General features: G+C 40.9%; 20 protein-coding genes and 1 pseudogene. 11 read left to right on the top strand and 10 right to left on the bottom strand.

Features of this window, described 5'->3' with window-relative positions; all coding sequences use genetic code 11:
* The first annotated feature begins 486 nt into the window (after positions 1 to 486).
* The 3 genes and pseudogenes from HWQ58_RS11490 to HWQ58_RS11480 all read left to right on the top strand — a co-directional run bounded on the left by HWQ58_RS11490 (position 487) and on the right by HWQ58_RS11480 (position 4,684).
* Positions 487 to 2,955, top strand: a pseudogene (locus tag HWQ58_RS11490) (dynamin-like GTPase family protein).
* Between the two features lie 118 nt (positions 2,956 to 3,073).
* Positions 3,074 to 3,460 (top strand): KGK domain-containing protein, encoded by a 387-nt coding sequence (locus tag HWQ58_RS11485; protein ID WP_292861915.1) that lies wholly within the window; start codon positions 3,074 to 3,076, stop codon positions 3,458 to 3,460.
* A gap of 198 nt (positions 3,461 to 3,658) precedes the next feature.
* Complete coding sequence (locus HWQ58_RS11480; RefSeq protein WP_292861912.1) at positions 3,659 to 4,684, top strand: LD-carboxypeptidase; 1,026 nt, start codon at positions 3,659 to 3,661, stop codon at positions 4,682 to 4,684.
* A 195-nt stretch (positions 4,685 to 4,879) separates the two neighbouring features.
* Here the strand turns inward: HWQ58_RS11480 and HWQ58_RS11475 are convergent, their stop codons facing one another.
* From HWQ58_RS11475 to HWQ58_RS11460, 4 genes are all read right to left on the bottom strand, one after another.
* The gene (locus tag HWQ58_RS11475; RefSeq protein WP_292861909.1) at positions 4,880 to 5,833 is read right to left on the bottom strand and encodes a hypothetical protein; all 954 of its coding nucleotides are present in this window, start codon (positions 5,831 to 5,833) and stop codon (positions 4,880 to 4,882) included.
* Between the two features lie 245 nt (positions 5,834 to 6,078).
* Positions 6,079 to 6,600: a hypothetical protein gene (locus HWQ58_RS11470; protein ID WP_292861907.1), complete on the bottom strand. Its 522-nt coding sequence runs from the start codon at positions 6,598 to 6,600 to the stop codon at positions 6,079 to 6,081.
* Positions 6,601 to 6,667: 67 nt separating this feature from the next.
* On the bottom strand, positions 6,668 to 7,102 hold the full coding sequence (locus HWQ58_RS11465; protein ID WP_292861904.1) for a hypothetical protein: 435 nt from the start codon (positions 7,100 to 7,102) through the stop codon (positions 6,668 to 6,670).
* Positions 7,103 to 7,344: 242 nt separating this feature from the next.
* Positions 7,345 to 8,208 (bottom strand): DUF2382 domain-containing protein, encoded by an 864-nt coding sequence (locus tag HWQ58_RS11460; RefSeq protein ID WP_292861901.1) that lies wholly within the window; start codon positions 8,206 to 8,208, stop codon positions 7,345 to 7,347.
* A 625-nt stretch (positions 8,209 to 8,833) separates the two neighbouring features.
* Between HWQ58_RS11460 and HWQ58_RS11455 the strand changes: the two genes are divergently transcribed.
* The 6 genes from HWQ58_RS11455 (at position 8,834) to HWQ58_RS11430 (ending at position 14,707) form a co-directional block, all read left to right on the top strand.
* A complete protein-coding gene (locus HWQ58_RS11455) occupies positions 8,834 to 9,049 on the top strand; it encodes a hypothetical protein (RefSeq protein WP_292861898.1) in 216 nt (71 codons plus the stop codon).
* 34 nt (positions 9,050 to 9,083) lie between these two features.
* Positions 9,084 to 9,539, top strand: coding sequence for a CAAD domain-containing protein (locus tag HWQ58_RS11450; RefSeq protein WP_292861895.1), 456 nt, complete (start codon positions 9,084 to 9,086; stop codon positions 9,537 to 9,539).
* A 129-nt stretch (positions 9,540 to 9,668) separates the two neighbouring features.
* Entirely contained in the window at positions 9,669 to 10,151 is a 483-nt protein-coding gene (locus tag HWQ58_RS11445; protein ID WP_292775507.1) for a hypothetical protein, read from the top strand.
* A gap of 292 nt (positions 10,152 to 10,443) precedes the next feature.
* Positions 10,444 to 11,088 carry a hypothetical protein gene (locus HWQ58_RS11440; RefSeq protein ID WP_292861892.1) on the top strand — a complete coding sequence of 215 codons (645 nt, stop codon included), beginning with the start codon at positions 10,444 to 10,446 and terminating at the stop codon, positions 11,086 to 11,088.
* A gap of 293 nt (positions 11,089 to 11,381) precedes the next feature.
* Positions 11,382 to 12,872, top strand: coding sequence for a helix-turn-helix transcriptional regulator (locus HWQ58_RS11435; RefSeq protein WP_292861889.1), 1,491 nt, complete (start codon positions 11,382 to 11,384; stop codon positions 12,870 to 12,872).
* Between the two features lie 215 nt (positions 12,873 to 13,087).
* On the top strand, positions 13,088 to 14,707 hold the full coding sequence (locus HWQ58_RS11430; RefSeq protein ID WP_292861886.1) for an NAD(P)/FAD-dependent oxidoreductase: 1,620 nt from the start codon (positions 13,088 to 13,090) through the stop codon (positions 14,705 to 14,707).
* Positions 14,708 to 15,165: 458 nt separating this feature from the next.
* On the opposite strand, the gene HWQ58_RS11425 is transcribed toward HWQ58_RS11430, so the two are convergent.
* From HWQ58_RS11425 to HWQ58_RS11415, 3 genes are all read right to left on the bottom strand, one after another.
* Entirely contained in the window at positions 15,166 to 15,432 is a 267-nt protein-coding gene (locus HWQ58_RS11425; protein WP_292861882.1) for a hypothetical protein, read from the bottom strand.
* 262 nt (positions 15,433 to 15,694) lie between these two features.
* Positions 15,695 to 15,883 carry a hypothetical protein gene (locus tag HWQ58_RS11420; protein ID WP_292861879.1) on the bottom strand — a complete coding sequence of 63 codons (189 nt, stop codon included), beginning with the start codon at positions 15,881 to 15,883 and terminating at the stop codon, positions 15,695 to 15,697.
* Between the two features lie 167 nt (positions 15,884 to 16,050).
* Positions 16,051 to 17,175: a THUMP domain-containing protein gene (locus HWQ58_RS11415; RefSeq protein WP_292861876.1), complete on the bottom strand. Its 1,125-nt coding sequence runs from the start codon at positions 17,173 to 17,175 to the stop codon at positions 16,051 to 16,053.
* A 346-nt stretch (positions 17,176 to 17,521) separates the two neighbouring features.
* Between HWQ58_RS11415 and HWQ58_RS11410 the strand changes: the two genes are divergently transcribed.
* A complete protein-coding gene (locus HWQ58_RS11410) occupies positions 17,522 to 18,919 on the top strand; it encodes a hypothetical protein (protein ID WP_292861873.1) in 1,398 nt (465 codons plus the stop codon).
* A gap of 245 nt (positions 18,920 to 19,164) precedes the next feature.
* Here HWQ58_RS11410 and HWQ58_RS11405 read toward each other — a convergent pair whose 3' ends face one another.
* Positions 19,165 to 20,052 carry a UTP--glucose-1-phosphate uridylyltransferase gene (locus HWQ58_RS11405; RefSeq protein WP_292861870.1) on the bottom strand — a complete coding sequence of 296 codons (888 nt, stop codon included), beginning with the start codon at positions 20,050 to 20,052 and terminating at the stop codon, positions 19,165 to 19,167.
* 10 nt (positions 20,053 to 20,062) lie between these two features.
* The gene (gene hemW / locus HWQ58_RS11400) at positions 20,063 to 21,292 is read right to left on the bottom strand and encodes a radical SAM family heme chaperone HemW (RefSeq protein WP_292861868.1); all 1,230 of its coding nucleotides are present in this window, start codon (positions 21,290 to 21,292) and stop codon (positions 20,063 to 20,065) included.
* Between the two features lie 404 nt (positions 21,293 to 21,696).
* Here hemW and HWQ58_RS11395 point away from each other — a divergent pair, with 404 nt between their 5' ends.
* Complete coding sequence (locus HWQ58_RS11395; RefSeq protein WP_292861865.1) at positions 21,697 to 22,773, top strand: PIN/TRAM domain-containing protein; 1,077 nt, start codon at positions 21,697 to 21,699, stop codon at positions 22,771 to 22,773.
* A 67-nt stretch (positions 22,774 to 22,840) separates the two neighbouring features.
* Here the strand turns inward: HWQ58_RS11395 and HWQ58_RS11390 are convergent, their stop codons facing one another.
* A complete protein-coding gene (locus HWQ58_RS11390) occupies positions 22,841 to 23,659 on the bottom strand; it encodes an Rpn family recombination-promoting nuclease/putative transposase (protein ID WP_292861862.1) in 819 nt (272 codons plus the stop codon).
* Between the last annotated feature and the right edge of the window lie 417 nt (positions 23,660 to 24,076).

Raw genomic sequence — 24,076 nt, 5'->3', positions numbered from 1 at the left:
TTGATAGACCCCTGACATTGGATATCCCTCTTCTCATTAAATCTTATTATCTCATCTGTAGCCAGCTTTTAGAGAATTAGTATAAGTAGGGGCGTATAGATGTATGCCCCGACACTTGCACAACAAAATCTGATGTGGTGAGACTGGGCGCACTATTAAGAACTGCCAATTGACTGCTACTTCTGCAACCAAGTAGGCTTTGGGTTTGTAGAATTAACCGCTCATTAATTAATAGACCTCTTGCAAAAGTCCCGAACACCCCACCCCCAACCCCTCCCCTTGGTAAGGGGAGAGGAGCGTTTGCTTTACTCAAATGCGGGGTGGGGTTCTTTATTTTTGATTTATGCAAAAGGTCTAATTTGTACAGTGCGTCAGTCCTAGTAATATCCAGCAGCTAAAGCACAGTGAGATTCTCAGGAATTTTACTGAACCATCAAAACACTAAATATTACTAATATATACATAAATATTGTCAGGATGCTGAATATGTCAAATTTACCGCTTCAGTGCAAAAATTTGAAAGAGCAGGTTGAATCTATATTACAACTATTACAACAAGAACCAACGCTACGTTCCCAAGATATTACACCTGTACGAACTTCTTTAAGTAAAGCGATTTCTCCCAAGTTTGAGATTGTATTTGCAGGTGCTTTTAGTGCTGGAAAATCAATGCTAATTAATGCACTATTAGAAAGGGAATTACTCTACAGTGCAGAGGGACACGCTACAGGTACAGAATGCAAAATTGAGTATGCAGAAGTAGATAAAGAACGTGTTATTTTGACGTTTTTAAGTGAAGCAGAGATTCGAGAACAAGTAGCTTCTTTGTGTCAGCAACTAGGATTTAAGACAGTACCTAATATCAATCAACCTGATTTAATTAACTTGCTACGTCAATATTCTGAAGCAATTATTCAGCAGGAGGGTGGTGAGAGTAAATCAGAACGTGCAAAACAGGCGAAGGCGTTAATGTTGTTGGTAGAAGGATATATAGCAAACCGCGATCGCATAAACACGGTGATTAATGCTACATATCCAATGGAGCAATTTAACTTTTCTAATCTCAAGGAAGCGGCTGGATATGCCCGTCGTGGTAGTAATAGTGCCGTATTAAAGCGAATAGAATATTACTGTAATCATCCTTTGTTACAAGATGGAAATGTAATTATTGACACGCCGGGTATCGATGCACCAGTAGAGAAAGATGCCCAACTAACTTATGCCAAAATTCAACATCCTGATACTTCGGCGGTGGTGTATGTGCTAAAACCTGCTGCGGCGGGTGACATGACAAAAGAAGAAACAGAACTTTTGGAATTAATGCGGGAGAATGGGGGAGTACGCGATCGCGTTTTCTATATCTTCAACCGGATCGATGAAACTTGGTATAATACTCAGCTACGGCAACGATTGGACGATTTAATTAATGGGCAATTTACCAATTCAAGGAAGGTTTATAAAACGAGTGGATTATTAGGATTTTATGGCAGTCAGATTAAACAGACAAGCCAACAAGATAGATTTGGTTTAGATTCTGTTTTTACAGAAAGTATTAAAGGTTTAGATGGTAAAGAAGAAACACCACAATTTGTCTATGCGTTTAACAACTACTGTGTAAATTCAGGAAAGCTATCTTCTACTAAATTCCGTGTTTCTGTTAACGGCTATGAAACCCCAAATCAAAATTATGTGCGGATTTTGGGAGATTGGGGAAATGAACTGATAGAAAAGCTAATTCAAGATAGTGGTACTGAAGAATTTCGCACAGCTATTACTCGTTATCTTACGGAAGAGAAGCGTCCACAATTATTCAAAAATCTTGCTGATGATTTGGAAGATATTTGTATTAAGCTTAAAAAACATTATCAGAGTGTCCAACGCGATTTAGATAGTCAGCCTCAATAAATTGAGACGATGAAGGCGCAAGAGTTGCAACACCTAAATCAGCAACTACAGCAAATTGGGAGAGAATTTAGTGAGCAGATCAAAGAAGAAGTTAATCATGTAATTAATAATTCATGTGATGCTTTTGAAGCAGATTTTAAGCAATTACAATCACGAATGATTCGCCGTTTAGATGAATTGCTAGATACTTTTTCTGTAGCTTATGCTTATCGACGTGCAACCATTAGCCATCCTCGCAACGCTACTGCACCCTTAATTGCTATTTTAGTAGAGGCATTTTATTACTTAGCAAATCAATTAGAAGATATTTTGGTTGAATCTTCTCAGCAAGTAATTGCAAATTATTTCCAGCAGTTGATTGAAAAGATTCGCAAGTCAGAATATTATCACCAATTGTATCGTTTATTAGATCATGATGGTGGCATTGAACAAGAGATCAAAACTGTAGAAAAAGTAGTTACTCAAGCATTAGTGAGTGCAGCTAGTGTAGAGTGCGATCGCTTTGTGCGAGAAAGCCCTAGATTTTATGATGAGGGCACTTTTTCTATATATCAATTTCGTCAGACTTTATTACAAACTTCTCAGGGTTACGACGCTGAAAGTATTGTGGAAGCAGAGCCAGCAATTAGGCAATTATTGAAGTTAGATTTTGAACCAAAAGTTTCCCATACTATTCGGAAATCTTTTCGTCAAACCATTAATCAAATATTGAAAACTCAATTGATCCCAATGGCAAATCAGCAAGCAGATGAGATTTTGCAGCAATACCCACAGGCGCGTGCTTATTTAGAGAAAACATTGGAACAAGAAGCTGAAGAAAAAATTGCGAATAATCGCCGATTATTGAATGTTGTTGCAGAAAATATTGGAGCATATAATTCAGCAGCTTCTAGTATCAATAGTTGTTTACAAGCGATGCAATTATCTGACCATCTTTTGCCTGTAATTGGTAATACAGAGTTTATCTATGCTACCCCTGCTTCATTCGATAATGATGGCAAATCTGATAGTAATGGATTTGTGAACTCAGATAAGGTAGTAGAGGTTTAGTATTAATATCAGGTAAATACAGATAATTTTGGATTTCTGTAGCTTGTAGTTAGTGACTTTAACCCTCACTAACTACAGTTTTGTGCAAAGTATAAAAATTTAAAAAATTGAGGTTGATATGGAAGATGAATTCAAGCCAATAGAGTGTAACGATGGTGATGTTTTGGATTTTGGAGAGAACATATATAAAGTTGCTAAATTTAAAGAAGCAATGAATACCTCATCTAACTACAGCCTAGAATGTACATTGAATCAAGAATTAAGTAGGCAACAAGTAAAGATAAAACAGTCTCAGGATGCGAATTTTAATTGGTTTCAGAAGGGTATAGATTGCGAGATTTTAACATTAGGTTCTCCAAGCTGGAAAAAGGGTAAAGTAAAAATTAAAATAAGCGTTGAATTTTATGTTGAAGAGGAAAATGTACAAATAACTAACAGCAACAGTTCAGAAATCACCGAACCAGACTCGCCTCTTGATGATCTTCGCCGCATGATTCACGAGTAAAATTATTCAATCAAAATTTACATATAGCAGTCCTATTTGATTTGTGAAAATCGAAAGGCTTAGATTCCTGACTTATTAAAGAAGCCAGGAATTTTGTTGTTGACGAATGATTTATGCTTGCTATAACTACTCTGTATAAAACTAGGTATTAGGTATTAGGAAAACAGTCTTTAGTCCCCTGTCCCCAACTTAATGGTTATGAATATCAAACGTCGGGAATTTCTCACAACCTGTGGGCTGGCTACCTTAGCCACCCAAATACCAACACTTACCGCCCAAGGTAAGCCATCTCTAAACACCATCTGCAAGCCGCCCCGCCTGCAAGCTGGCGATACCGTAGGGTTAATCGCCCCTGCGGGTATTGTTGACGCTAAAGACATCGAAGCAGCGCAGAAATCAATTTCAAAGTTGGGGTTAAAAGTCAAGCTGGGGAAGCATATTTTAGATCGTTACGGCTATTTAGCGGGTAAAGATGCCGATCGCGCCGATGATGTAAACTTGATGTTTAGCGATCGCTCCATAAAAGCAATTATTGCCATGCGTGGTGGTTGGGGCTGTAATCGCATTTTACCCTTACTCAACTACTCGCTGATTTGTTCCCATCCAAAAATTATCATCGGGTACAGCGATATTACAACGCTGTTGTTGGCAATTAATGCCCGTAGTCAAATGATTACTTTTCATGGCCCAGTTGCTACCTCTACCTGGAATCAGTTTACAGTGGATTACTTCAAGCGCATCCTATTTAATGGTGAAGCGGTGACTATGCAAAATCTCAACCCTAACGAAGTGCGGTTGGAGATAATCGCACCGGGAAAGGCGAGGGGTAAACTTATAGGTGGAAATTTATCAGTGCTATCAGCGATGGTAGGTTCATCTTACCTACCTTCTTGGAACAAAAGTATTCTGTTTGTGGAAGAAGTTGGCGAGGATGTTTATCGTATAGATAGGATGCTGACGCAGTTAAAAACTGCTGGAATACTTAATCAAATTGCTGGCTTTATCTTTGGGCAATGCACTAAATGTAGTCTTGGAGATGAACCGTCATTCACATTAATGCAAGTATTGCAACAACACATACTTCCTTTAAATATTCCTGCTTGGTATGGTTCAATGATTGGTCATATTAAGGATAAATTTACTTTGCCAATCGGTGTAGAAGTGGAAATAGATGCTGAACTTGGGACAATACGAATGTTAAAGGCGGCTGTTAGTCTTGTGTGAAGAATGCAGGAGGTTAGAATATAAAAATAGTGACTCACATTTTATCTAATATGTAGGGGCAATTCATGAATTGCCCCTACGGTAAATCAAGGCTTTCACTGCCTTTTTGCCTAAGTCCTAATTATCTATGGGGGAATGCTTTATTTTTTGCAAGTCCCCTAACACCCCTTAAGGAATGTCTAACTTATCACCATCTCATAGTGTGTCAGTGTTTACAGAGGTGGTTCGATCAATAATCTCTACTGGGAGTGATTGGGGTGAGTGAGTTTCACCACTTTTCCTCATGCCAACATCTTCAGTTTTCACCTGCTTATTATCTGCAACCAGCCGTTCATCTAATCCTACGCCCTGATTACTAGCTGATTTGACCTCTTGGGCTGCACCCTTTACTGCATTCGCTGTATCTTTTGCTGCATCTTTGAAAGCTGGTTTGGCTTCCTCAACTGTCTCTTTAACAGAGTCTGCTACATTTTTAACGGCTGGTTTGACCTCTTGGGCTGCACCCTTTACTGCATTCGCTGTATCTTTTGCTGCATCTTTGAAAGCTGGTTTGGCTTCCTCAACTGTCTCTTTAACAGAGTCTGCTACATTTTTAACGGCTGGTTTGACCTCTTGGGCTGCACCCTTTACTGCATTCGCTGTATCTTTTGCTGCATCTTTGAAAGCTGGTTTGACTTCCTCAACTGTCTCCTTAACAGCGTTCGCTACATTTTTAACAGCTGGTTTTACCTCTTGGGCTGCACCCTTAATTGCATCAACTACAGATGGCTTGGTTTCCTCAACTGTCTCCTTAACTGCCTCTACTACATCAACAACAGATGGCTTCACTGCTTGTGCTGTATCTTTGGCTACTTCTGTTACCTCTTCTATAGAGTGGTTAACAGTCTCAGCTATACTCTTTGCTGCATCTACTATACCTTCAACAGAATCGTGAACAGCTTCAGATGTACCCTTGCCAGCCAAAGTGCCTGCTACCGCGCCCGCGACAGCACCAAATACACCTCCAACTCGACCACCAACTATACCACCAATCGCTGCACCAGCTATACCAGCACCAATGCCTGATCCTGAAGATTGAGCATCGGTTTGCTCTTGATCGGGGTCGGTATTTTCGTCATACTTATCTGCTTGTTGCTTATTCTGAGTCATAATCATCGTCTCCTTTATATTTGCAGCGTCCAGACAAAGGACTATGTGTATCAAGTGGGAGCAATGCGAAAAAGTGAGAAGCAACAAATAATGTCACTTTAAAAACTTTTTCAAGCTGATAGCATCAGTAAAAACACTAAAAAAATGGTAATTTTGCCCAGTTTCCTATCAATAAACCAATTTTATTGATAGGAAAAATCAAATCTCACAAAATCGCGTTGCTCCCGTATCAAGTTTGGAAATGCTTACTTATGACGACCAAACCATTTAGAGGCGATCGCTCCTAAAGCTGCTCCGACCACTGGATTACTGAGAAACTTAAGAATTGCTGGTTGTTCAGCCATCACTTCGTGGAAGATGTCAGGATGGCTATGATATGTGAAAGATGCCACCTTGCTGAGGTCATCTGCACTTATGTGCTTAGGGTTGTGGGTAGAAAGTCCCAAATCTCGCTCCAGATGGCGCTCGTCTAGACCTCTTTGCTTTAAGTGTTTGAAAAATGCCCGTGCAACATCATCCCGTTCGTTAGGCTTAATCTGAGCGATCGCTTTTTGGAGTTCTGGCTCCAGCTGGCTTGGTGGAATGCTGTTATGGTTGAAAGATTGACTAAATAATTGCCGACGTTGATCGTGAGATGAGCGCTGGGCAAAATCGTCAAAATTTTGGTATTCCTGAGTTGGGTCAGATGAAACATCATCTAAAGACTCTGTATTACCGTGAGCCAACTCGTTGAGAATTTCGCGTTTATACTTGTCACTGCTGCTCATTTTAAATGTCTCCTTTTCTACTTACAATCAACTAAATTAATTCAGGTTTTCCCAAAAGAATGAGTCTTTATTTATACTGAATTTGCTGAGATTGCACATCATACTGAGCCGTCAAAATCAGTTTTTTGTCTGGTGCATACATCAAAACTTTTAAGTCTTGATTCGGGAAATTTTGGTGAAAACCTTGGAGTAAGGATTTTGCTAATGGTCGCACTTCGGTCGGACGAACTTGAGGCGCAATCACGACACCTAACTTATTGTTGTCACGTACATAAGCATCTTGGACAATTCCCTTGGCTGTAGCAACAACCCAGTTCCCAAAATCTTGACCCTGTACACTGTTACCGCGTGACAACAAGGCATAGTCAGCACTATGGATTCCAGACGGTAATTGAGTTGGTTGTTTAGCTTGAACAGTACCACTACAGGCGGCAGTCGTTGTTAGTACTAATACCAAGACTAAAGCTGTTAAAACCCGACGAAACTGTTGAATTATTTTCAATTTAACCACCTCATCTAAACTAATGACTCTTCTCCAATATCAATCTTCTGAAAGTATTTGAGTAGAAGTAGGTAGAAAACCCACTTTTACTAACTCAAATGCAATGACCTTTGTAGTTTAAGTAGGTTAACAAGTGGTGGGGGTGAAAGGTTGCATAGCTTCTATCAAGCAGTGCGAATTGAACACCTAAACCTAAATCCCCGTTACAAAACGTAATTGCGAATTGCGAATTGCGAATTGTTTTAACCCCGGTCAGTTTTATTCTCTACTCGAGTTCCATCAGTATTAACATCTAATTCTTCGCGTCGAATCGTTTCTTGACCTTCAACGGTTTCTTTGTCTACAACTTTCTGCACTTTGACTTCTTCGCGCAAAAAAGCTTCCTTTTGGATGTCTGCAACTTCTTCATAGAGGTCTATATGCGCTACCTCGCCCTCGGAAAAGTCAGTCGCTTCAGCAGACACAACTTTGCCTGTGTCTTGAGAAGTCACTCGCTCAATCACGACTCGCTCTTTTTCCACCGGAACAGCAACTCTTGCAGTTTCGGTTTCAACATGCTTACTAATCGCTACTTCTCCGCTTTTTCGGCGCTGTTTATTAACAACTAGTCTTTCTTGGTAAAGTTTGAAAGTTTGGTCTTCGTGAGCGCTGACATCATACAGATCCGCGTCATCTGCGTAGGTGTAGTTGTCAGGACTTGGAGTAGTGCGACCAACTGTCGATGCTAGCGCAGCTGAACTTTCTACAGACGGTGTACGATATCCTCCACGCACCTGTTCTTCATAGTCGTAGTCAAGTGTTGTATGCTCTTGATATTCAGGTAAATTTTCCGCTTGCTCTCTTGTTATACCAACGACATATACACGGTTTGCTGTAGAGTCAATACGCGATTTTCCTACTGGTAGTAAGACTTTCTTGCCAAAAATCCAAAAGCCGATGTCAACAATTAAATAGCGGAATTCTCCTTGGTCGTCTACTACAGCATCATTTACTGTGCCTATCTTCTCATCAGTTCCTTGAACATACACACCCATTCCTTTGATGTCATTGCCTTCAATAGTATTATGGTAGTCTGCATCAAATTCACTTATTTTCTGGAGTGGCATTCTTTTATTCCTTAAAATCTTGCTGTGTCTCTTTTATAAATTACACAATTTAGTTTAGATAAATCGTCTCTCCAAGGAGTGACTTCAATCACCTTGATATTTCATTAATTTAAGTAATTAAATATAGTTTAATGACCCCTAAGAATGATACAGGATAAGGTTTTTCGTATTAATGTCTTACTCTAAATAAAATTGATGATAACTAAATTTTTATAACTTTTGTGACTACTTTCTAGCATTTGTGTGACTACTTACTAGCAGTAAACTTCAAGTCTAAATTTAGCTAAATCGATACATACCATCAAACCTAGCTAGTTTAATATGTTTATTAATACCTTACACTTAAATCAAATATCCTCACATTCTTAAAGATTTATTGCCTTAAGTTGTAATGCTTGCTCTATCACTCTTGTTGAAGACAGAATTTATTCCAAAAGATTGATGATAAGTAAATCTAAAAATGCCTAAATATTATTAAAGTCCTAATAAATTTGCAAACAAATATTTACCTGTGCTGCTAAGGAGCAATAAGGAAAAATAATGGACTTAAGTGTACATCAGCGTGCTATAGGCGTATTTACTCATCATCGGCATGCGGAACAAGCGCTGCATAAGTTGATAAATTGTGGCTTTGGCAATGGATAGAGTATCTGTGGTGGTGCAGAATGCAGACGGCAATAATCATATTGCTGGTGTTGAAATTAGGGAGTGCGTTGGTGATAAAGCTGACGATGAGTTTCGTGACGCTGGCTCAATTCTCAGCAGATATAGAATTCAAGAGTGGCATCTAGTTGCAAAGCAACTGTTGCCAAAATTGATAATAACAAAGTGTAAACTTTAAAACTGCTCTCATTGCAGAAAATCAGGAGATAATTATGGATACAGAATTACAGCAAGAGCAATATGTCGATACTGCCTCCCAAAACCAGATAGAAGCACTTAAAGGTTCAGAGTCTGGAAACCTGGCAATGTTGCCACCCGCCTCGGAAAATGAAGAACAATGGCAAACAATTGGTAGAGAGATTTCTATATTTTTGGCAAAAATACCTGAGTACATAGGTAGATTCTACCAAGAATACAAATTACCGATTATCAGCTTTGCGTTGCTTGTGATAACGGTTACAGCACTAAGAATTTTTCTAGCGGTACTCAACGCAATAAATGATATTCCCCTAGTTTCTCCATTTCTCCAATTAATTGGACTTGGTTACACAATTTGGTTTACTTCCCGCTATTTGCTCAAAGATTCCACTCGGCAAGAATTTACAACAGAAATTCGCTTGCTTAAAAAACAAATTCTAGGCAGAGAAGAATCACAGACTTTAAACTAACTAAAGTATAGTGGCGAATACAGTGTATTTGAACTTTCGGTCAAGTAAAACTCGGCTTTTTACTTGACCATTGTATAGAACTGTAGACTCTTATACCACGTCAGCTAAATTAGCAGGAAAAGAAAATGTATGATCAAGACAAATAGATTAGCTTCGCTGACAACAACAGTATTTCTTTCAACATTGCTAACAGTCCCGCTGCTTAATAGCTGCGGCGGAGGTTCCCAATATGCTGCGCCACCTCCAGTTGACGATAGTGTTGGTAGAAATTTAAATAATCGCGCCCCCGTAAATCAACCCCAAGCTAGGAGGGGATTGAGTACAGGGCAGAAAGTGGCAATCTTGGCAGGAGCCGCTGGACTTTTCTACCTCTACAATCAGCGAAAGAATGCCCAAGGAACAGGAGCGCAGGGGAAATACTACCTTTCTAAGAATGGGCGTGTTTACTATCGAGATGCTCAACGTCGCCCTGTCTGGGTAACAGCGCCACAAGAGGGCATTCGTGTTCCCCAGGAGGAGGCACAACAATACCGGGACTTTCAAGGATATAATAACAGTCCCACAGGGCGAGACTTAAGGGGTTTGGGTGAAGGTACTGTTCCAACAAATTAATTTTTGTACATATTATAAATAGATGGCGTTTAACCGTCATTCTATTTTTTAATAGAAACCTTTTTTCATATTTAAAGTTGACAATACTCCTAAGCATAAAAAGTATTATTTATTATATTTTTTAAAGAACTCTTTGGGAAACTTTCATCTTAGTATATACCAATATTTATTAGCTTGATTAAGAGAAGAGTAACCTTTGATAGATGTTTTTTAAGTAAGAAACCAATTAATATCTCGAAAGTAATTAATTGACCGTTGATAGTTGAGTGAAATCAAACTTTAGGAGTCACAAATGAATTTATTAGAAAAAATCTTCGGTGGCGGTCAGGCACAAGAAAACGACTACCGCAATTTTGTCAACCGCTACGAGCAGGGCTTACCCCATGAGGGATATTCTGATGAAGAAGTTCTAAACCGTTATCAGCAAGTATCTAGACAGTTACCTCCAGACGTTTATCAGGAATCTGCACAAGAGGTTTTTAATCGGATGTCACCACAAGATCGGATGCAATTTGGTCGCTCTCTTCAACAGCAGACGCGCTCTTCAAACTTGAATTTTCCCGATCTAAACCAAGATGGTATAGACGATCGCTTTCAAGACCCAAATTATCTTGCTCAAACGACAGGCCGGGTTCACCAGCAACAACCAGATATACTCAGTCAAATCCTGGGTGGTGTTACGGGGAGCTTTACGGGTGGTCAAGGTGGTAACATTATGAGCAATCCATTAGCGAAGGGAGCGATGGCTGGTATAGCGGCCCTAGCTGTCAAAAAGTTAATGCAAAGAGGCAACCAAGGAAATTCTGGGCAGTATGGTAACGTCCGCCCAGCTAGCGAAGACCCCTATGGAGATCCGGCGGATTCCGGGCAGTATGGTAATATCCGCCCAGCTAGCGAAGACCCTTATGGAGATCCCGCTGACCAACAGTACCGCTAGTAACGTCAAGCAGCAAAGCTGCAATTCGTAATTGATAATTTGTAATTCGTAATTACAATCAGTGAAAGCTTGAACTCATCACTGATAATTCTGGTCAAGTAAAAATCAGTTTTTTTACTTGACCACTTTTTATTAGATTGGTATCACCTGGTGTCAAATATCTTGCATTGTTGGTGGTTGTTTAAAGCGACTCAAAGCGGCTGAGAGTTTATTCTAGCAAGGTCAAGTAGAAGAAACTCAGGCTTTATTTCATCATTGTAAATTATCTATGTGAGCAGCGGATTTGTAGAAAAATGAAACAGTTAGCAAAAACATTATATAGTAAACTTCTGCATCTATTTCACCAGGTAATGGGAATTACCATTTCCCGTAATCCAAATTCAAAGGAAACTAATGTTGCTCTTGATGAAGAATCTCTAAAAGACCCAACTACTCAATTATCAAAGCAAATTCCTCTTCAAGACAGAGTTAATAAAGATGAGCAAAATTTACTATTAAATTACCAGTATTCAGCAAAACCTCGGCAATTCAAAAAAGCTTCTTTATTTCCTGATAGTAAGACTAATGTTGCTGCCTTGTCGCTAGTTTTGTATGGAGTTGCTGAAGTTTTATCTCAAAAAATGAATCTGTCATGGAAAAGTCAAGTAAATAATACTTTTAGTTACGAAAAAGAAGCTAAAACTGGAAAAGGAAAAATCTTTTATTATGTAACAGATAATCCCGAAACTCCACAACCAGAAACTCTGGCAGAAGAGGCAGCTTTAGTTGTTATAGACCAATTTGATCCAAGAGCCTGTGCTATTCACCTGATTTACTGTGCCTTAGTAGCTAGCTTAGATAAACCTTGGTCAGGCAATTTTGTAATTGATGATAAGCAACTACTTGAATACACAGGGCTTGTTAAACGCAGGGACTTATGCAAGCATGAAAAATTGAGTATTTTGTACGACTTGTTACGGCAACCTGCTCAGGTATTAGCTTGTATTGCATGGCCTAAACAGGGGAAAGTAGGAGCTTTTACTGTTGCTGATTTAAAGATTTGGGACATCAGCATAATACGAGATTTTGAAACAGATAAAGCTGGCAATAACAAGCTAGTGGGTTTAAAAGTGATAGGTCAAGCTGGAGTATGGACAAAATACTTCCTCAACAAATCTAAATACCACTACCACACTGGAATTATTACCAAGAAAACCGTACAGAAACTATTTAGTATTGGTAAACAAAATGCTGGCGCGGCTAGAATGCTAGTTTGGCTAACCTTCCAAATCCAACCGGAATTCCAGGATTGTGTAATGGGCAAGACTATGATGGAGATTGCCTACGGTGCAGACAAAGTGTCAACAGCAGAGCAAGACAGACAGCTTAGACGGCAAATGGCTGATGATTTGGAAACTGATTTGAAAGTTGTCAAAGAAACCGGATGGCAAGCAGAACTGGAAACAGGCCCAGCTTGGTTAACAAGCAGCACAAGCGCTAAAAGACCTATAGGTTACTGGAATCAAATACTCAATTCTAGATGGCGTTTTCATTTACCAGCAGAAGTACAGGAACGCTTGACCCTGGACTCGAATCAGCTAAGTCCAAACAATATCCAACCTGTATCAGGTAATGTGATCAGAGAAGCGAGAAAAGCAAAAGGCTGGTCTAGAGCATTTTTCGCTACAACGATGGGGAAAAGCGTTTCCTGGGTTGATGCAGTCGAGACGGGTACACGTCAGGTTTCTCAAAAGGACTTGCCCAAGTTGCTCAATACACTGGAACTACACCTTAACAGGTATTGATTTGAACTAAACTTTTCTTGTTTCTCTGAGGTAATTTTTGCTACGTATTATTACTCATTGCAACTGCGTCGGGAGGGGGGGGTTAGGTTTTTCGTGGGTTTTTCCATGACGTGAAAAGTCAGTGTTTATGTAAGGTTTCGGCAGAAGGCAGTATTCGTCGTGCCTCCTGCCTCTGTTGTTAATATTTTGATAGACAGTATGAATTTCTCCTCGCTATGTTACGCCTAACAGAAGTAAAGCTCCCGCTTGATCATCCTGAAAATGAAATCAAGACTGCCATCCTCAAAAAGCTGCAAATCACAGACGAAGAATTGATCGGCTATTCCATCTTCAAGCGTAGCTATGATGCCCGTAAGAAAGGAGAGATCAGCCTTGTCTATATTCTGGATGTAGAAACGACTCAGGAAACTCATCTACTCAAGCGCCTGAAAAAAGATCCCCATGTGATGGCTACGCCAGACATGAGTTATCGCCCAGTGGCACAAGCACCCAGCAATTTGGCAATTCGCCCCATCATCATTGGTACAGGGCCTAGCGGCTTGTTTGCAGGGTTAATGCTCGCACAAATGGGCTTTTGTCCAATCATTTTAGAACGTGGCAAACAAGTCCGCGATCGCACCGTTGATACCTTTAACTTTTGGAAGAAAAAATCAGACTTCAACCCAGAATCCAATGTCCAGTTTGGCGAAGGTGGTGCGGGTACATTCTCCGATGGCAAACTCTACAGTCAGGTCAAAGATCCTCAGCATTATGGGCGCAAGGTGCTAACCGAACTCGTGAATGCGGGAGCCTCACCGGAAATTCTCTATATCAACAAACCGCATATCGGTACCTTCAAACTGGTCGGAATCGTCCAAAGTATGCGTGCCAAAATCGAATCCCTCGGCGGTGAAATTCGTTTTCAAAGCCGGGTGGAAGATATTAACATCGAAAATGGACAGGTGCGGGGAGTCACCCTCGCCAGTGGGGAATATATCGCCAGCGATTATGTAGTTCTGGCAGTAGGTCATAGCGCCCGCGATACTTTCCAAATGCTATTTGAACGTGGAGTTTACATAGAGCCGAAACCATTTTCTATCGGCTTTCGAGTCGAACATCCCCAGTCTCTCATCGACCAGTGTCGTTTCGGCACTCAGGCGGGTCATAAGATTTTAGGTGCTGCCGATTACAAACTGGTTCACCACTGCCAAAATGGTCGTTCTGTCTATAGTTTTTGTATGTGTCCGGGGGGCTTGGTAGTTGCAGCCGCATCAGAACCGGGGCGACTTGTCACCAATGGCATGAGCCAATACTCTCGCAATGAGCGCAATGCCAATAGTGCGATCGTTGTGGGCATCACCCCCGAAGATTATCCGGGAAATGCCTTAGCGGGAATTGACTTCCAACGGCGCTTGGAAGAACGAGCATTTGAGTTGGGCGGTGGAACTTATGAAGCTCCAGGGCAGTTGGTGGGAGACTTTCTCAACTATCGCCCTTCTACAGCATTGGGGACTGTTAAACCGTCTTATACACCTGGGGTGCATTTGGGTGATTTGAGTCAGAGTTTACCAGATTATGCGATCGCTGCCATTCGTGAAGCACTTCCCGCTTTTGACAAACAAATTAAAGGATTTGCAATGGATGATGCCGTGTTGACTGGGGTAGAAACCCGCACCTCATCACCGATTCGGATTAAACGCCAAGAGGATTATCAAAGTTTAAATACAGTCGGTCTTTATCCGGCTGGTGAAGGCGCAGGATATGCAGGGGGAATTCTATCGGCTGGTATCGATGGTATTAAGGTGGCGGAGGCGGTGGCTTTAAGTATATTGCAAACCGTAAATCACAAAATCTGAGGGGATAAAAGGAACAGCCTCACTTAGTCCCAAAGGGGAACCTTTTCAGCACCAAGATTTCTGGCATCTTGTACTGTTCGGGTGACCAAGCCCCGTTGGGGCTTGTGTGGGGTATAGGGTGTGGGGTTGCAGGTTCTATTCAGCCCCAACAACCATCAATTTCACTTGCCCCGTCTTTTCAGGACGATTGCATTGGTCTTTCTTCACAAGCCTCGACCAATGCCGTCTTCCCCACACCCCATACCCCACACCCTACCCCCTATACCTTATTCTTGACAGTAGATTATCAGGATTGTTTTGGTATAATTTGGATAATACGAGCGTTGGACATCTAATATCAAGCCTTACCTAGATACATTTTGAGGTAGGGCTTTTGTTTTTATGGCTGGAGTCGATATGCAATCATCTATCAAGCGCGATGGCGTACACGCCCGCCGTAGGCGATCGCAGTGCAGAATTTATCCGATTGTTAAAGCTGGTTCTTTACAGAAGTTAAATAGGGCTGACTCAGTTTCTGATTCATCTTCAAATACAGCAGAAATGTACCATTCACAGGGCGAACCATTCGTATATTCAGCCCAAGCAATTGTTGCTGTTTCACCTGATGGAATCCCTAACTCACCCAAGTTAAATGAGGCCCACTCTTGATCATCGATAGATACCCACAACTCTGTAATTGCCAATTCAGTTTTATTGGTAACGGTAAAGGTGAATTGGTCTGACATAAATAGCCTTGCCTTTTAACGATAAATAAATTGCAGATTGTCAGTCACTGATTATACTGCCACTTGTTTCAAAAGTTGTCATACTAACTGCCAGAATATAGACTTACACATAGTTTCAAGTGGCGTTGCTGAATCATGGGATGATTTCGCTCAATTGGGAACGAATTCTCAATGGTTTTAACTGCCGATTCATCTCGCATTTATGCAACGCCTTTCAAGTTTGTTTGACTTAATTTAAATTTATTAAAGAGGATTAAAAATATCACCGATTCAGATTGAGTCTATCGAGATAGCCAATGTCATGCAACAGCAGATTTAGGTCGCGGTTCTCACAAACTCCGACAATACAGCACATCCCCAGTGTCACAAAATTTTCAGGCAATGTATTTTTTACTGAGCAGAAGTAGTTGAGAGCGATCGCCTTAAACATACTACAAACCGAAAATCGCAAAATCTGATCGATTCTGTCTTAATACAGTTTTGCGTAAAAGCGTAGCATTTTTAATGTAGGGGGACGCATTGACATTGCAGAGGGATGCATTGACATTGCAGAGGGATGCTTTGACATTGCAACGTATTGCCAAATTTAATTCGCTACGAATTAATGAAATGCTGTACTTAGTACAGTTCATATTTCATTAACTGACAGGGCAGCGTTCCGTTGTACACTGCAATCCGTTGGGATGATTTTAGTCCAATTGATTGAGACAGTTCCTTGTTGCCACTCAGGACAAATGCAGTCCAGCCTTTGAAGCGTTGTTTCAGCACATCACCTAAAAGTTTATAGAACGCCCCTAAATCACTATCTCGCCCCAGCCGTTCGCCATAAGGTGGATTGCAGAATAAAATCCCACTGTCTGCGGGGGCGACAACATCAGCAAGCTCCATTTGAGAAAACCATACATGATTATCAACGCCGCAGTTTTGAGCATTGTTAATCGCTTGCTCGATTATATTTTCATCGCGATCGCTTCCCCAAATAGGTGCAGTCAGGGTATCAAGTTGGCTGTCTTTAGCTTCTTGGAGCAGTTTTTCTAAAAGGGACAGATCAAAATCGAGCCAATTTTCAAATCCAAAGCAATCGCGAAACAACCCTGGTGCGATGTTCAGTGCCTTTAAGCTAGCTTCTAGGGGTAAAGTGCCAGATCCACACAGAGGATCGTAGAACATCTGGTCTGGCTGCCAGCCCGAAAGTTGAATCAGGGCAGCTGCTAGAGATTCCTTGAGAGGGGCTGCTCCCACCGCAGGACGGTAGCCTCGGCGATGCAGACTATTTCCAGAACTGTCGAGTTTAACGGTACAACAGTCACGTTCAATATGAACATTTACCCGTACATCTGGGTCATGAAGCTCTACATTTGAACGCTCACCTAGATTTTTTTGCTGTTGGTCAACGATCGCATTTTTGACCTGGAGAGATGTGAAGTGGCTGTGGTTGAGGCGATCGTTTTTGCCCGTGACATTCACCGCCAGCGTCATGTCTGGCGTGAGATAGTTTTGCCAATCGATAGTCTGGATACCGCGATAGAGATCCTTGGCATCAAGGCATGTAAACTCATCGATATTCACCAAGATTCGGAACGGTAGCCTAGCCCAGAGGTTGACGCGATAAAGTAGAGTGCGATCGCCCTCAAAGGCTACACCGCAAAACCTTGGCTCCACTGAATGAGCGCCCAGCTGCTCTAACTCCTGAGCCGCGAGGGTTTCTAATCCGCGAGCAACTGTTGCAAAATACTGATTCATCCTCTAATCCAAAGCATTATCTTCACTGCTCAGCCATTGACGCACTTTAGCTTAACTCTATCTCTTGTGACATTCTCTCTCGTTAAGTCTGCGATTATAACCTTATAGCGATTCAAAAAATGTTTGCGATAGCCCTCTGCCTTTCTTTAGTAACTCAACACAACAAGCCCCAGACAAACGAAATCAAGCCTGAGTAAGGACACAGCAAATATTTATTGAAAGAGATTATATTTTCTTCAGTTTAAGTACTATCTTAAATCAATTAACCCTGCTAATATCAAGCTGAAATCCTATTCAGGCACTTTGCAATACAACCCATGAATAAAAATAGTCAGAGGGAAAAAATATGACTTTAGTATCTGATATTGTTCTGCTACAAGACTTAACATCGTCATCTAATGAGGATTTAGTCCAGCTTAAAGCCATACTTCCTGCGACGGTAAATCGCTTAACCAACCCGACGTTAGCAAGTATTTTTGGTGATGACCTGAAATTTGGTATTGCCTCTTTCAAGGATAAGCCAATTCCGCCTTTTGGGGGTTACGCTGACTATGTATATCAAGCAGAAGTTGCTTTGACAAATAATGTCACAACAGTTAAAGACAAAATCTTTGACTTTCAAGCTTTTGGTGGCAATGATGGTCCCGAATCACAATTAGACGCACTCTTGTACGCAGCTTTAGATAGTAGCGACAGTCTTGGTTATAGAGTCGGTTCATTTCGTGTTGTTATAATAGCTACCGATAGTATTTATCACGTTGCCGGCGATCGCGCAGCAGTTAGTCCAAGTGATACCATTGCCAATAATGGAGATGGGATAACCGATCCTGATGAAGATTATCCAGAGATCGCACAAGTAAAAACTGCGCTAGAAGCAAATAACATTATTCCAATTTTTCTAACTACAAGTGATGTTGCAGTCGATTACGAGACACTAGTTACCCAGCTTGGTCGAGGTGCTGTACTGACTCTTGGTTCTAAAAGTGAGAATCTTGCAGATACCATAAAAGAGGCAGTTGCTCGATCCAGAAATGCGATCAGTACTGATGTCACTACAACCAATGGAGACGACACCTTTAGTCGGGAGAATTTTTCGGCTGGCGATAAGGTTATTTTTGCTGGAGATGGTGATGACAGTATTTCGCTTTCTGGTGTTATTGGTAATCATTACATCGATGGGGGGGCAGGTTCTGACATCCTTTTTAGTGGATCTGGTGCAGACATAATAGATGGGGGTAGTGATGACGACAACCTTCTGGGCGGCAGAGGTGATGATATTCTTTTTGGCAGTAGTGGAAAAGATATTCTGATTGGGAATCAAGGCAACGATTACCTACAGGGAGATAGTGGGGATGACTTACTAGAAGGAGGCGCTGGTTCAGATAAGTTTGCATTTGCAACAGGATCAAAGTTTAATATTAGGGAACTCGGAGTTGATATTATTAATGACTTCAATCTTGAGGAAGACAAGATCCAACTATCTAAATCTACCTTTACCGCTCTAAGTAATTCAGTCTTCCCAACTGAATTAAATTCCGCAGACTTTGCCACAGTAACGAACGATACTTTAGCTGCAAGTAGTAGTGCAGCGATCGTTTATAATAGCGCAAATGGTAGTCTCTTTTATAACCCTAATGGTTCGGCGGATGATTTTGCTGAGATTAATTTTGGGGGTAAATTTGCACAATTGGATTCTACGTCTTTTCCGGCTCTAACTACCGCTAGTTTTGAGGTAGTTTTTTAAAGAGGCAGTAGGAAGGAAGTAGAAATTCTTTGTATCTGATTTTGAGTCCTGCATTTTGTAACTCATCTACCTGAAAACTGCTTTAACAAAAAAACAGGAGGCTATTACCAAGGGCAAACTAAATGGTATAGTTTCAAGATTTTTCAAGTCCTTGCTCATCGTGCTTACCTGAATGGATTACTATCTGCTTGAGCTATCTTAAAAAGTGAGATTTTCCCAGACAAACGAATTGAACTGAGATTAATCTATATTTTTCTAAAATCAATCATTGTCTGACGATAAGCATCTGGCAAACCTGTATCAAAACACTTGCCTTTAACAACGTATCCTGTCATTTCCTCTTGCTGACGCAATTTTTCCAGACAGGATGTTAACTGAAATTCACCTCGTTCTCGAAAATTTTGGTTAATATGTTCTGCTAAAAAATCAAAAATTTTCGCCGTTAGTAAATATAAGCCAAATATACCTAAAAAATCATTTTCTGACATTCCCTCTACACGTAAATGCTGTTGTGCATACTCAATGGTAGGCTTTTCATAGAGTTGTGTAACTGATAAAATCGAATTTGACTCTTGCCAAACTCCTGTTATACACCCAGCTTTATGAATAATCTCTACTGGCATTGTAGTTAAGGCAACAACGTTTTGATTAAGTTGTTCGTAAACATCTAAAATTTGACGCGCACAAGATTTTTCAATATCAGATGCATAAATATGGTCGCCCAACATCAGCAAAAACGGCTCATCTTGCACCCAATCTTTGGCACAAAATACCGCATGACCATAGCCTAGTTGTTCCTCTTGCAATAAAATTGTAATTTTGCTACCTAAATCTTCCAGATATCGACTATATTCTTGATTTTCTGGTGAGAGTTTTTGTAAAAGCTCTTTTTTGGGTGGGTTTTTCAATAAATCTGCAAATATTTCTTTGTCATCCGGCTGCACCACAATCCCCACTTCTGCAATTCCAGCACCAATTGCCTCTTCAATAATTGCGAGAATCACAGGTTTTGCCCTACCATCTCGATCAATAATCGGGAAAAGTTCTTTTTTCACAACTTTAGTAGCTGGAAACAAACGAGTGCCGAAACCAGCTACCGGAATCACAGCTTTTCTAACTTTATTTTTTTGCATAAGCAGTTCGTCATCCCAACTTCTCAAACAATTTTGCCAACACCACATTAGAAAACAAAAACCCTTGGGGATCAATTAAACGCAATCTTCCCTCTGCAACTTCCACCCAACCTTTCTCAAAATACAATTGCAAGCACCGACAAATCTCCTCCACCTTCTCTTCCCCATAAGCTTCCGCCAAAGCCGCCAAGCTCAAACCCTCCGCCAAACGCAACCCCAACATTAACGTTTCTAACAATACTTCCTTTGGGGGAGTCACATCACAATCAATTACACCTCCAGCTTGTACCCACTGGTAATACTCCTTAGTTTTGCGCGGACGAGTGAAGCGTTTCCCCTCAACATAACTCGCCGCACCCATACCAAAGCCATAATAAGGGCGGTTTTCCCAATACACTCGATTATGCCGACACTGATGACCAGGTTGAGCATAATTAGAAATTTCATAATGCTCATAACCTGCACTAGTTAAAACCTGCTGACCCATCTGGTACATTTTGACTGTGGCTTCATCCGTAGGCATTGGAGTATCGCCAGGTTTGTAGTAACGACCAAAGGCTGTACCTGGTTCGATGGTAAGATCGTAAATGGAAATGTGAGTGGGTGCGTAGGCGCGTTCGCGTAGCGTCTCGGAGAGAAGCGACTTGTCGCCAGACATCGCCACTGCTTTTTCTAAGGAATCCTGCCATTGATCTAAAGACTGATGCGGCAATCCAGAAATTAAGTCTAGACTAAATTCGGGAATCTCTACTTGGTGGATTAGTTCCACAGCTGCAAAAATATCTTCAACTGAGTGCGATCGCCCCGCCCTTTGCAATAATTCTCCTTGAAAGGCTTGTACACCCAAACTTACCCGGTTCACGCCTGCACTGCGATAGCCTGCTATGTGGGCTAAATCAAAGGTAGCTGGATCAATTTCCATAGAAATCTCTGCCCCAGACGCAATCCCAAAATGCTTCTCTAGCTCTCTGAGTATACGTTGTAGCTGCTCTATTGAGAGCAACGAAGGAGTACCACCACCGAAGAAAATTGTCTTCAGGGGTTGACCAAATGCTGGTGTAATGGCAATTTCTTGACATAGCACCTCAACATATTGGGAAATAGTACCAGATGTTTCGCCCCGCAAGCGATCGCCAACAACAGACACCGGGAAATCACAATAAAAACACCGCCGTCTGCAAAAGGGAATATGCACATAAGCAGAACTTGCAATTCCAGAAATACTAAATTTTTTACTCATTTTGAGAAAGTTTTAAGTTAATCTAACTGCAAATTAGAGACAATGAAAATGAGGAAAGAATTCAGGACTCAGGAGTCAGGAGCCAGAACAATTGTAAAATCAAGCGTGCAATCACTTCTTGATTTTATTAAAATTATTAAGTTTGGGTATCAAAGTCTTCTTAATTCTGACTTTTGGATTCTGGATTCTGAATTCTTACAAAATGAGTAGTTTATTTACAAGTTTTTGTCGTTTTACAACGAAACAATGAAAAATATTAAGATAAAAGCCTTTAGTTATAATAATTGCAGATATTGTCAGCCTAAACCCCTAGTGTAAGTCAATATTGATCAGTTTATCTTACCGATGAAATAAAAAATACTTAACTTTATCGGTTAACACAGTTGCAGGAAAACAAGACAACCATGCTTGACGCCATTATTATTTTCTCATTTATCCTAGCAGCGTCGGGAATAGGGTTCTACAGCATTGAACTACTACCCAATGGGACGCTAGATCAGGTAACGAATCTAGAAGCTTTACGCTTAGTTGTTGCCGTCTTTGCCGCTATTATTGGTGGTGCGATCGGGCTGAGTTTCCAGACGACATATCGTCGCCTAGAATCACAAGTCAAAGAAATGCCTCTGGAAGTGATCTTAACTCGTGCCATTGGCTTAGTGATTGGGCTATTACTAGCTAACTTGATGCTAGCCCCACTATTTTTGCTCCCTATCCCGGCGGATTTTGGATTTATTAAGCCATTGGTGGCTGTTGTCGGTAGCATCATCCTCTCCGTCACTGGCATGAATTTGGCAGACACCCACGGGCGAGGCTTATTGCGGTTCATTAATCCCAACACGGTCGAATCAATGGTAGTGGAAGGAACATTAAAACCAGCCAATACCAAAGTTTTAGATACTAGCTGTATTATTGATGGTCGTATTGAAGCCTTACTAGAAACAGGGTTTCTGGAAGGGCAAATTCTTGTACCGCAGTTTGTCTTGCAAGAACTCCAACAAGTAGCGGATGCTAGCAAAGACCAAAAGCGGGTGCGGGGAAGGAGAGGACTAGAAATTCTCAACCGCATTAAAGAAGATTATCCCGATCGCATCCTGATTAATGCAGTTGACTACGAAGATATTCCCACAGTGGATGCCAAGTTAGTACGCTTCGCCCAAGAAATTAGCGGCACACTGCTAACCAACGACTACAACTTGTCTAAAGTTGCCAGTGTTCAGAAAGTACCTGTTTTGAATGTGAATGATTTAGTGAATGCCGTCCGTCCCAGTTATTTACCTGGCGACAACCTGGATTTAAAAATCCTCAAGGAAGGCAAAGAACCTAGTCAAGGCATTGGCTACCTAGATGACGGCACAATGGTAGTCGTTGAAGAAGGTAGCAGTTATGTGGGTGGTGAACTGCGAGTAGTAGTCACCAGTGCTTTGCAAACTACAGCAGGAAGAATGATTTTTGCCAAACCCCAAGCTTCAGCATTGGCGTGAAACAATGGGATGTTTATTCAATTCGAGTGACACTTGGTAATCGGTGCAGTCAACCTGCACCGATTATTTATTGATTGGACTCACGAGACTGACTTGCCTGTAAATACTGTAACTGCTCAATTGATAACCCTGTAACTCTGCCGATATGTTCTAATGGCATACCAGTATTAAATAGATTTCTTGCCACTTCGAGTAACGCTTCAGCCTTACCTTCAGCCTTACCTTCAGCCTTGCCTTCAGCCTTACCTTCAGCCTTGCCTTCTTGTAGAATGTCTTGATAAATCGCTGACTCGCGCATAATATCTGACCTCAAAACTCGTTTAATAACCTCTTTATCTAATACTAAACCAGCTAAAATCGCTGTAGAAGCAGCAATATTACTTTGAGTTCTTAATTCTGTAATACTGTTAATTTCCTGTGCCACTTCGTTAAGTATAACTTCTGGATCAATTGTATTACTTAACACTGCCAAAGGTAAAAGTCCAGGTGTTCTCAAAAATACTTCAGTTGGTTGTTCCCAAAGTCTGATAACTGCAAATTCATGTCGTGTCCCAACAATTGTAAATGTATTTTGTTGCACCAAATTTGAATTTGTCTGCTTGAGGTAAATTACGACTTGATGCATTGCTTTGTCTGGAAAGCGGCGATATGCTCGTAATCGATAGTCAATCATCCGAAAAGGAATTTCCGGATCGACTTGGGTTTGAAATTCCAAATGCAATATGCTTTGCTCTGACTGCAACAGAATTAGAGCATCAGCCCGAATCGGTTCGAGAGATAATTCTTTTGGACTTAGTTCTGTTAAATTAATAGATTCGCCTAATAACCATGTAGCGAAGTCACTGGAGAAGTTCTCAACTAAGAATTTGCAGATATTGTCAAACATTTGAATTTGTGTAGTTGGTGCAGACGGGTTCGCATGATGCTGGGAACCTATCTAACACATTGCCTGTATGTTGTATACGACTATATGTCCATAATTCCATCAAACTAAAGTCTGCGGCTACACAAACAGAGTTATAGATTAGCAGGCTAATTATTTTATGGTCATTTACACAAACATCATATAACTAAAAGTGACTTTTATTTTAGGGCTGATTTGTTGATTGCGTACATACTAAGTTTCGCAGCGTCGTTTTTTGAGAATTTATAAGGCTTAAAGGTGCTAGGAGTGCAAAAGCGTTAATACCAAAATATACGGTTGCAGTATTGATTATTTCTATACCAAAATCTGCAACCGCTCTTAATATGGTAGACGACTAGGAACAGCTACTATATATTTTGTAAATTGGACAGGATGCTT

It is taken from the genome of Nostoc sp. LPT (assembly GCF_017115165.1).
GTDB lineage: Bacteria > Cyanobacteriota > Cyanobacteriia > Cyanobacteriales > Nostocaceae > Nostoc.
The sequence above is the reverse complement of the archived record's forward strand: the minus strand, read 5'-3'. Positions and strand labels throughout refer to the sequence as shown.

Bases quoted from the DNA above. Each gene is read 5' to 3' on its own strand.
- HWQ58_RS11485 (WP_292861915.1), top strand. From the start codon at position 3,074: ATGGAAGATGAATTCAAGCCAATAGAGTGTAACGATGGTGATGTTTTG.
- HWQ58_RS11480 (WP_292861912.1), top strand. From the start codon at position 3,659: ATGAATATCAAACGTCGGGAATTTCTCACAACCTGTGGGCTGGCTACC.
- HWQ58_RS11475 (WP_292861909.1), bottom strand. From the start codon at position 5,833: ATGACTCAGAATAAGCAACAAGCAGATAAGTATGACGAAAATACCGAC.
- HWQ58_RS11470 (WP_292861907.1), bottom strand. From the start codon at position 6,600: ATGAGCAGCAGTGACAAGTATAAACGCGAAATTCTCAACGAGTTGGCT.
- HWQ58_RS11460 (WP_292861901.1), bottom strand. From the start codon at position 8,208: ATGCCACTCCAGAAAATAAGTGAATTTGATGCAGACTACCATAATACT.
- HWQ58_RS11450 (WP_292861895.1), top strand. From the start codon at position 9,084: ATGGATACAGAATTACAGCAAGAGCAATATGTCGATACTGCCTCCCAA.
- HWQ58_RS11445 (WP_292775507.1), top strand. From the start codon at position 9,669: ATGATCAAGACAAATAGATTAGCTTCGCTGACAACAACAGTATTTCTT.
- HWQ58_RS11440 (WP_292861892.1), top strand. From the start codon at position 10,444: ATGAATTTATTAGAAAAAATCTTCGGTGGCGGTCAGGCACAAGAAAAC.
- HWQ58_RS11435 (WP_292861889.1), top strand. From the start codon at position 11,382: ATGAAACAGTTAGCAAAAACATTATATAGTAAACTTCTGCATCTATTT.
- HWQ58_RS11430 (WP_292861886.1), top strand. From the start codon at position 13,088: ATGTTACGCCTAACAGAAGTAAAGCTCCCGCTTGATCATCCTGAAAAT.
- HWQ58_RS11425 (WP_292861882.1), bottom strand. From the start codon at position 15,432: ATGTCAGACCAATTCACCTTTACCGTTACCAATAAAACTGAATTGGCA.
- HWQ58_RS11415 (WP_292861876.1), bottom strand. From the start codon at position 17,175: ATGAATCAGTATTTTGCAACAGTTGCTCGCGGATTAGAAACCCTCGCG.
- HWQ58_RS11410 (WP_292861873.1), top strand. From the start codon at position 17,522: ATGACTTTAGTATCTGATATTGTTCTGCTACAAGACTTAACATCGTCA.
- HWQ58_RS11405 (WP_292861870.1), bottom strand. From the start codon at position 20,052: ATGCAAAAAAATAAAGTTAGAAAAGCTGTGATTCCGGTAGCTGGTTTC.
- hemW (WP_292861868.1), bottom strand. From the start codon at position 21,292: ATGAGTAAAAAATTTAGTATTTCTGGAATTGCAAGTTCTGCTTATGTG.
- HWQ58_RS11395 (WP_292861865.1), top strand. From the start codon at position 21,697: ATGCTTGACGCCATTATTATTTTCTCATTTATCCTAGCAGCGTCGGGA.
- HWQ58_RS11390 (WP_292861862.1), bottom strand. From the start codon at position 23,659: ATGTTTGACAATATCTGCAAATTCTTAGTTGAGAACTTCTCCAGTGAC.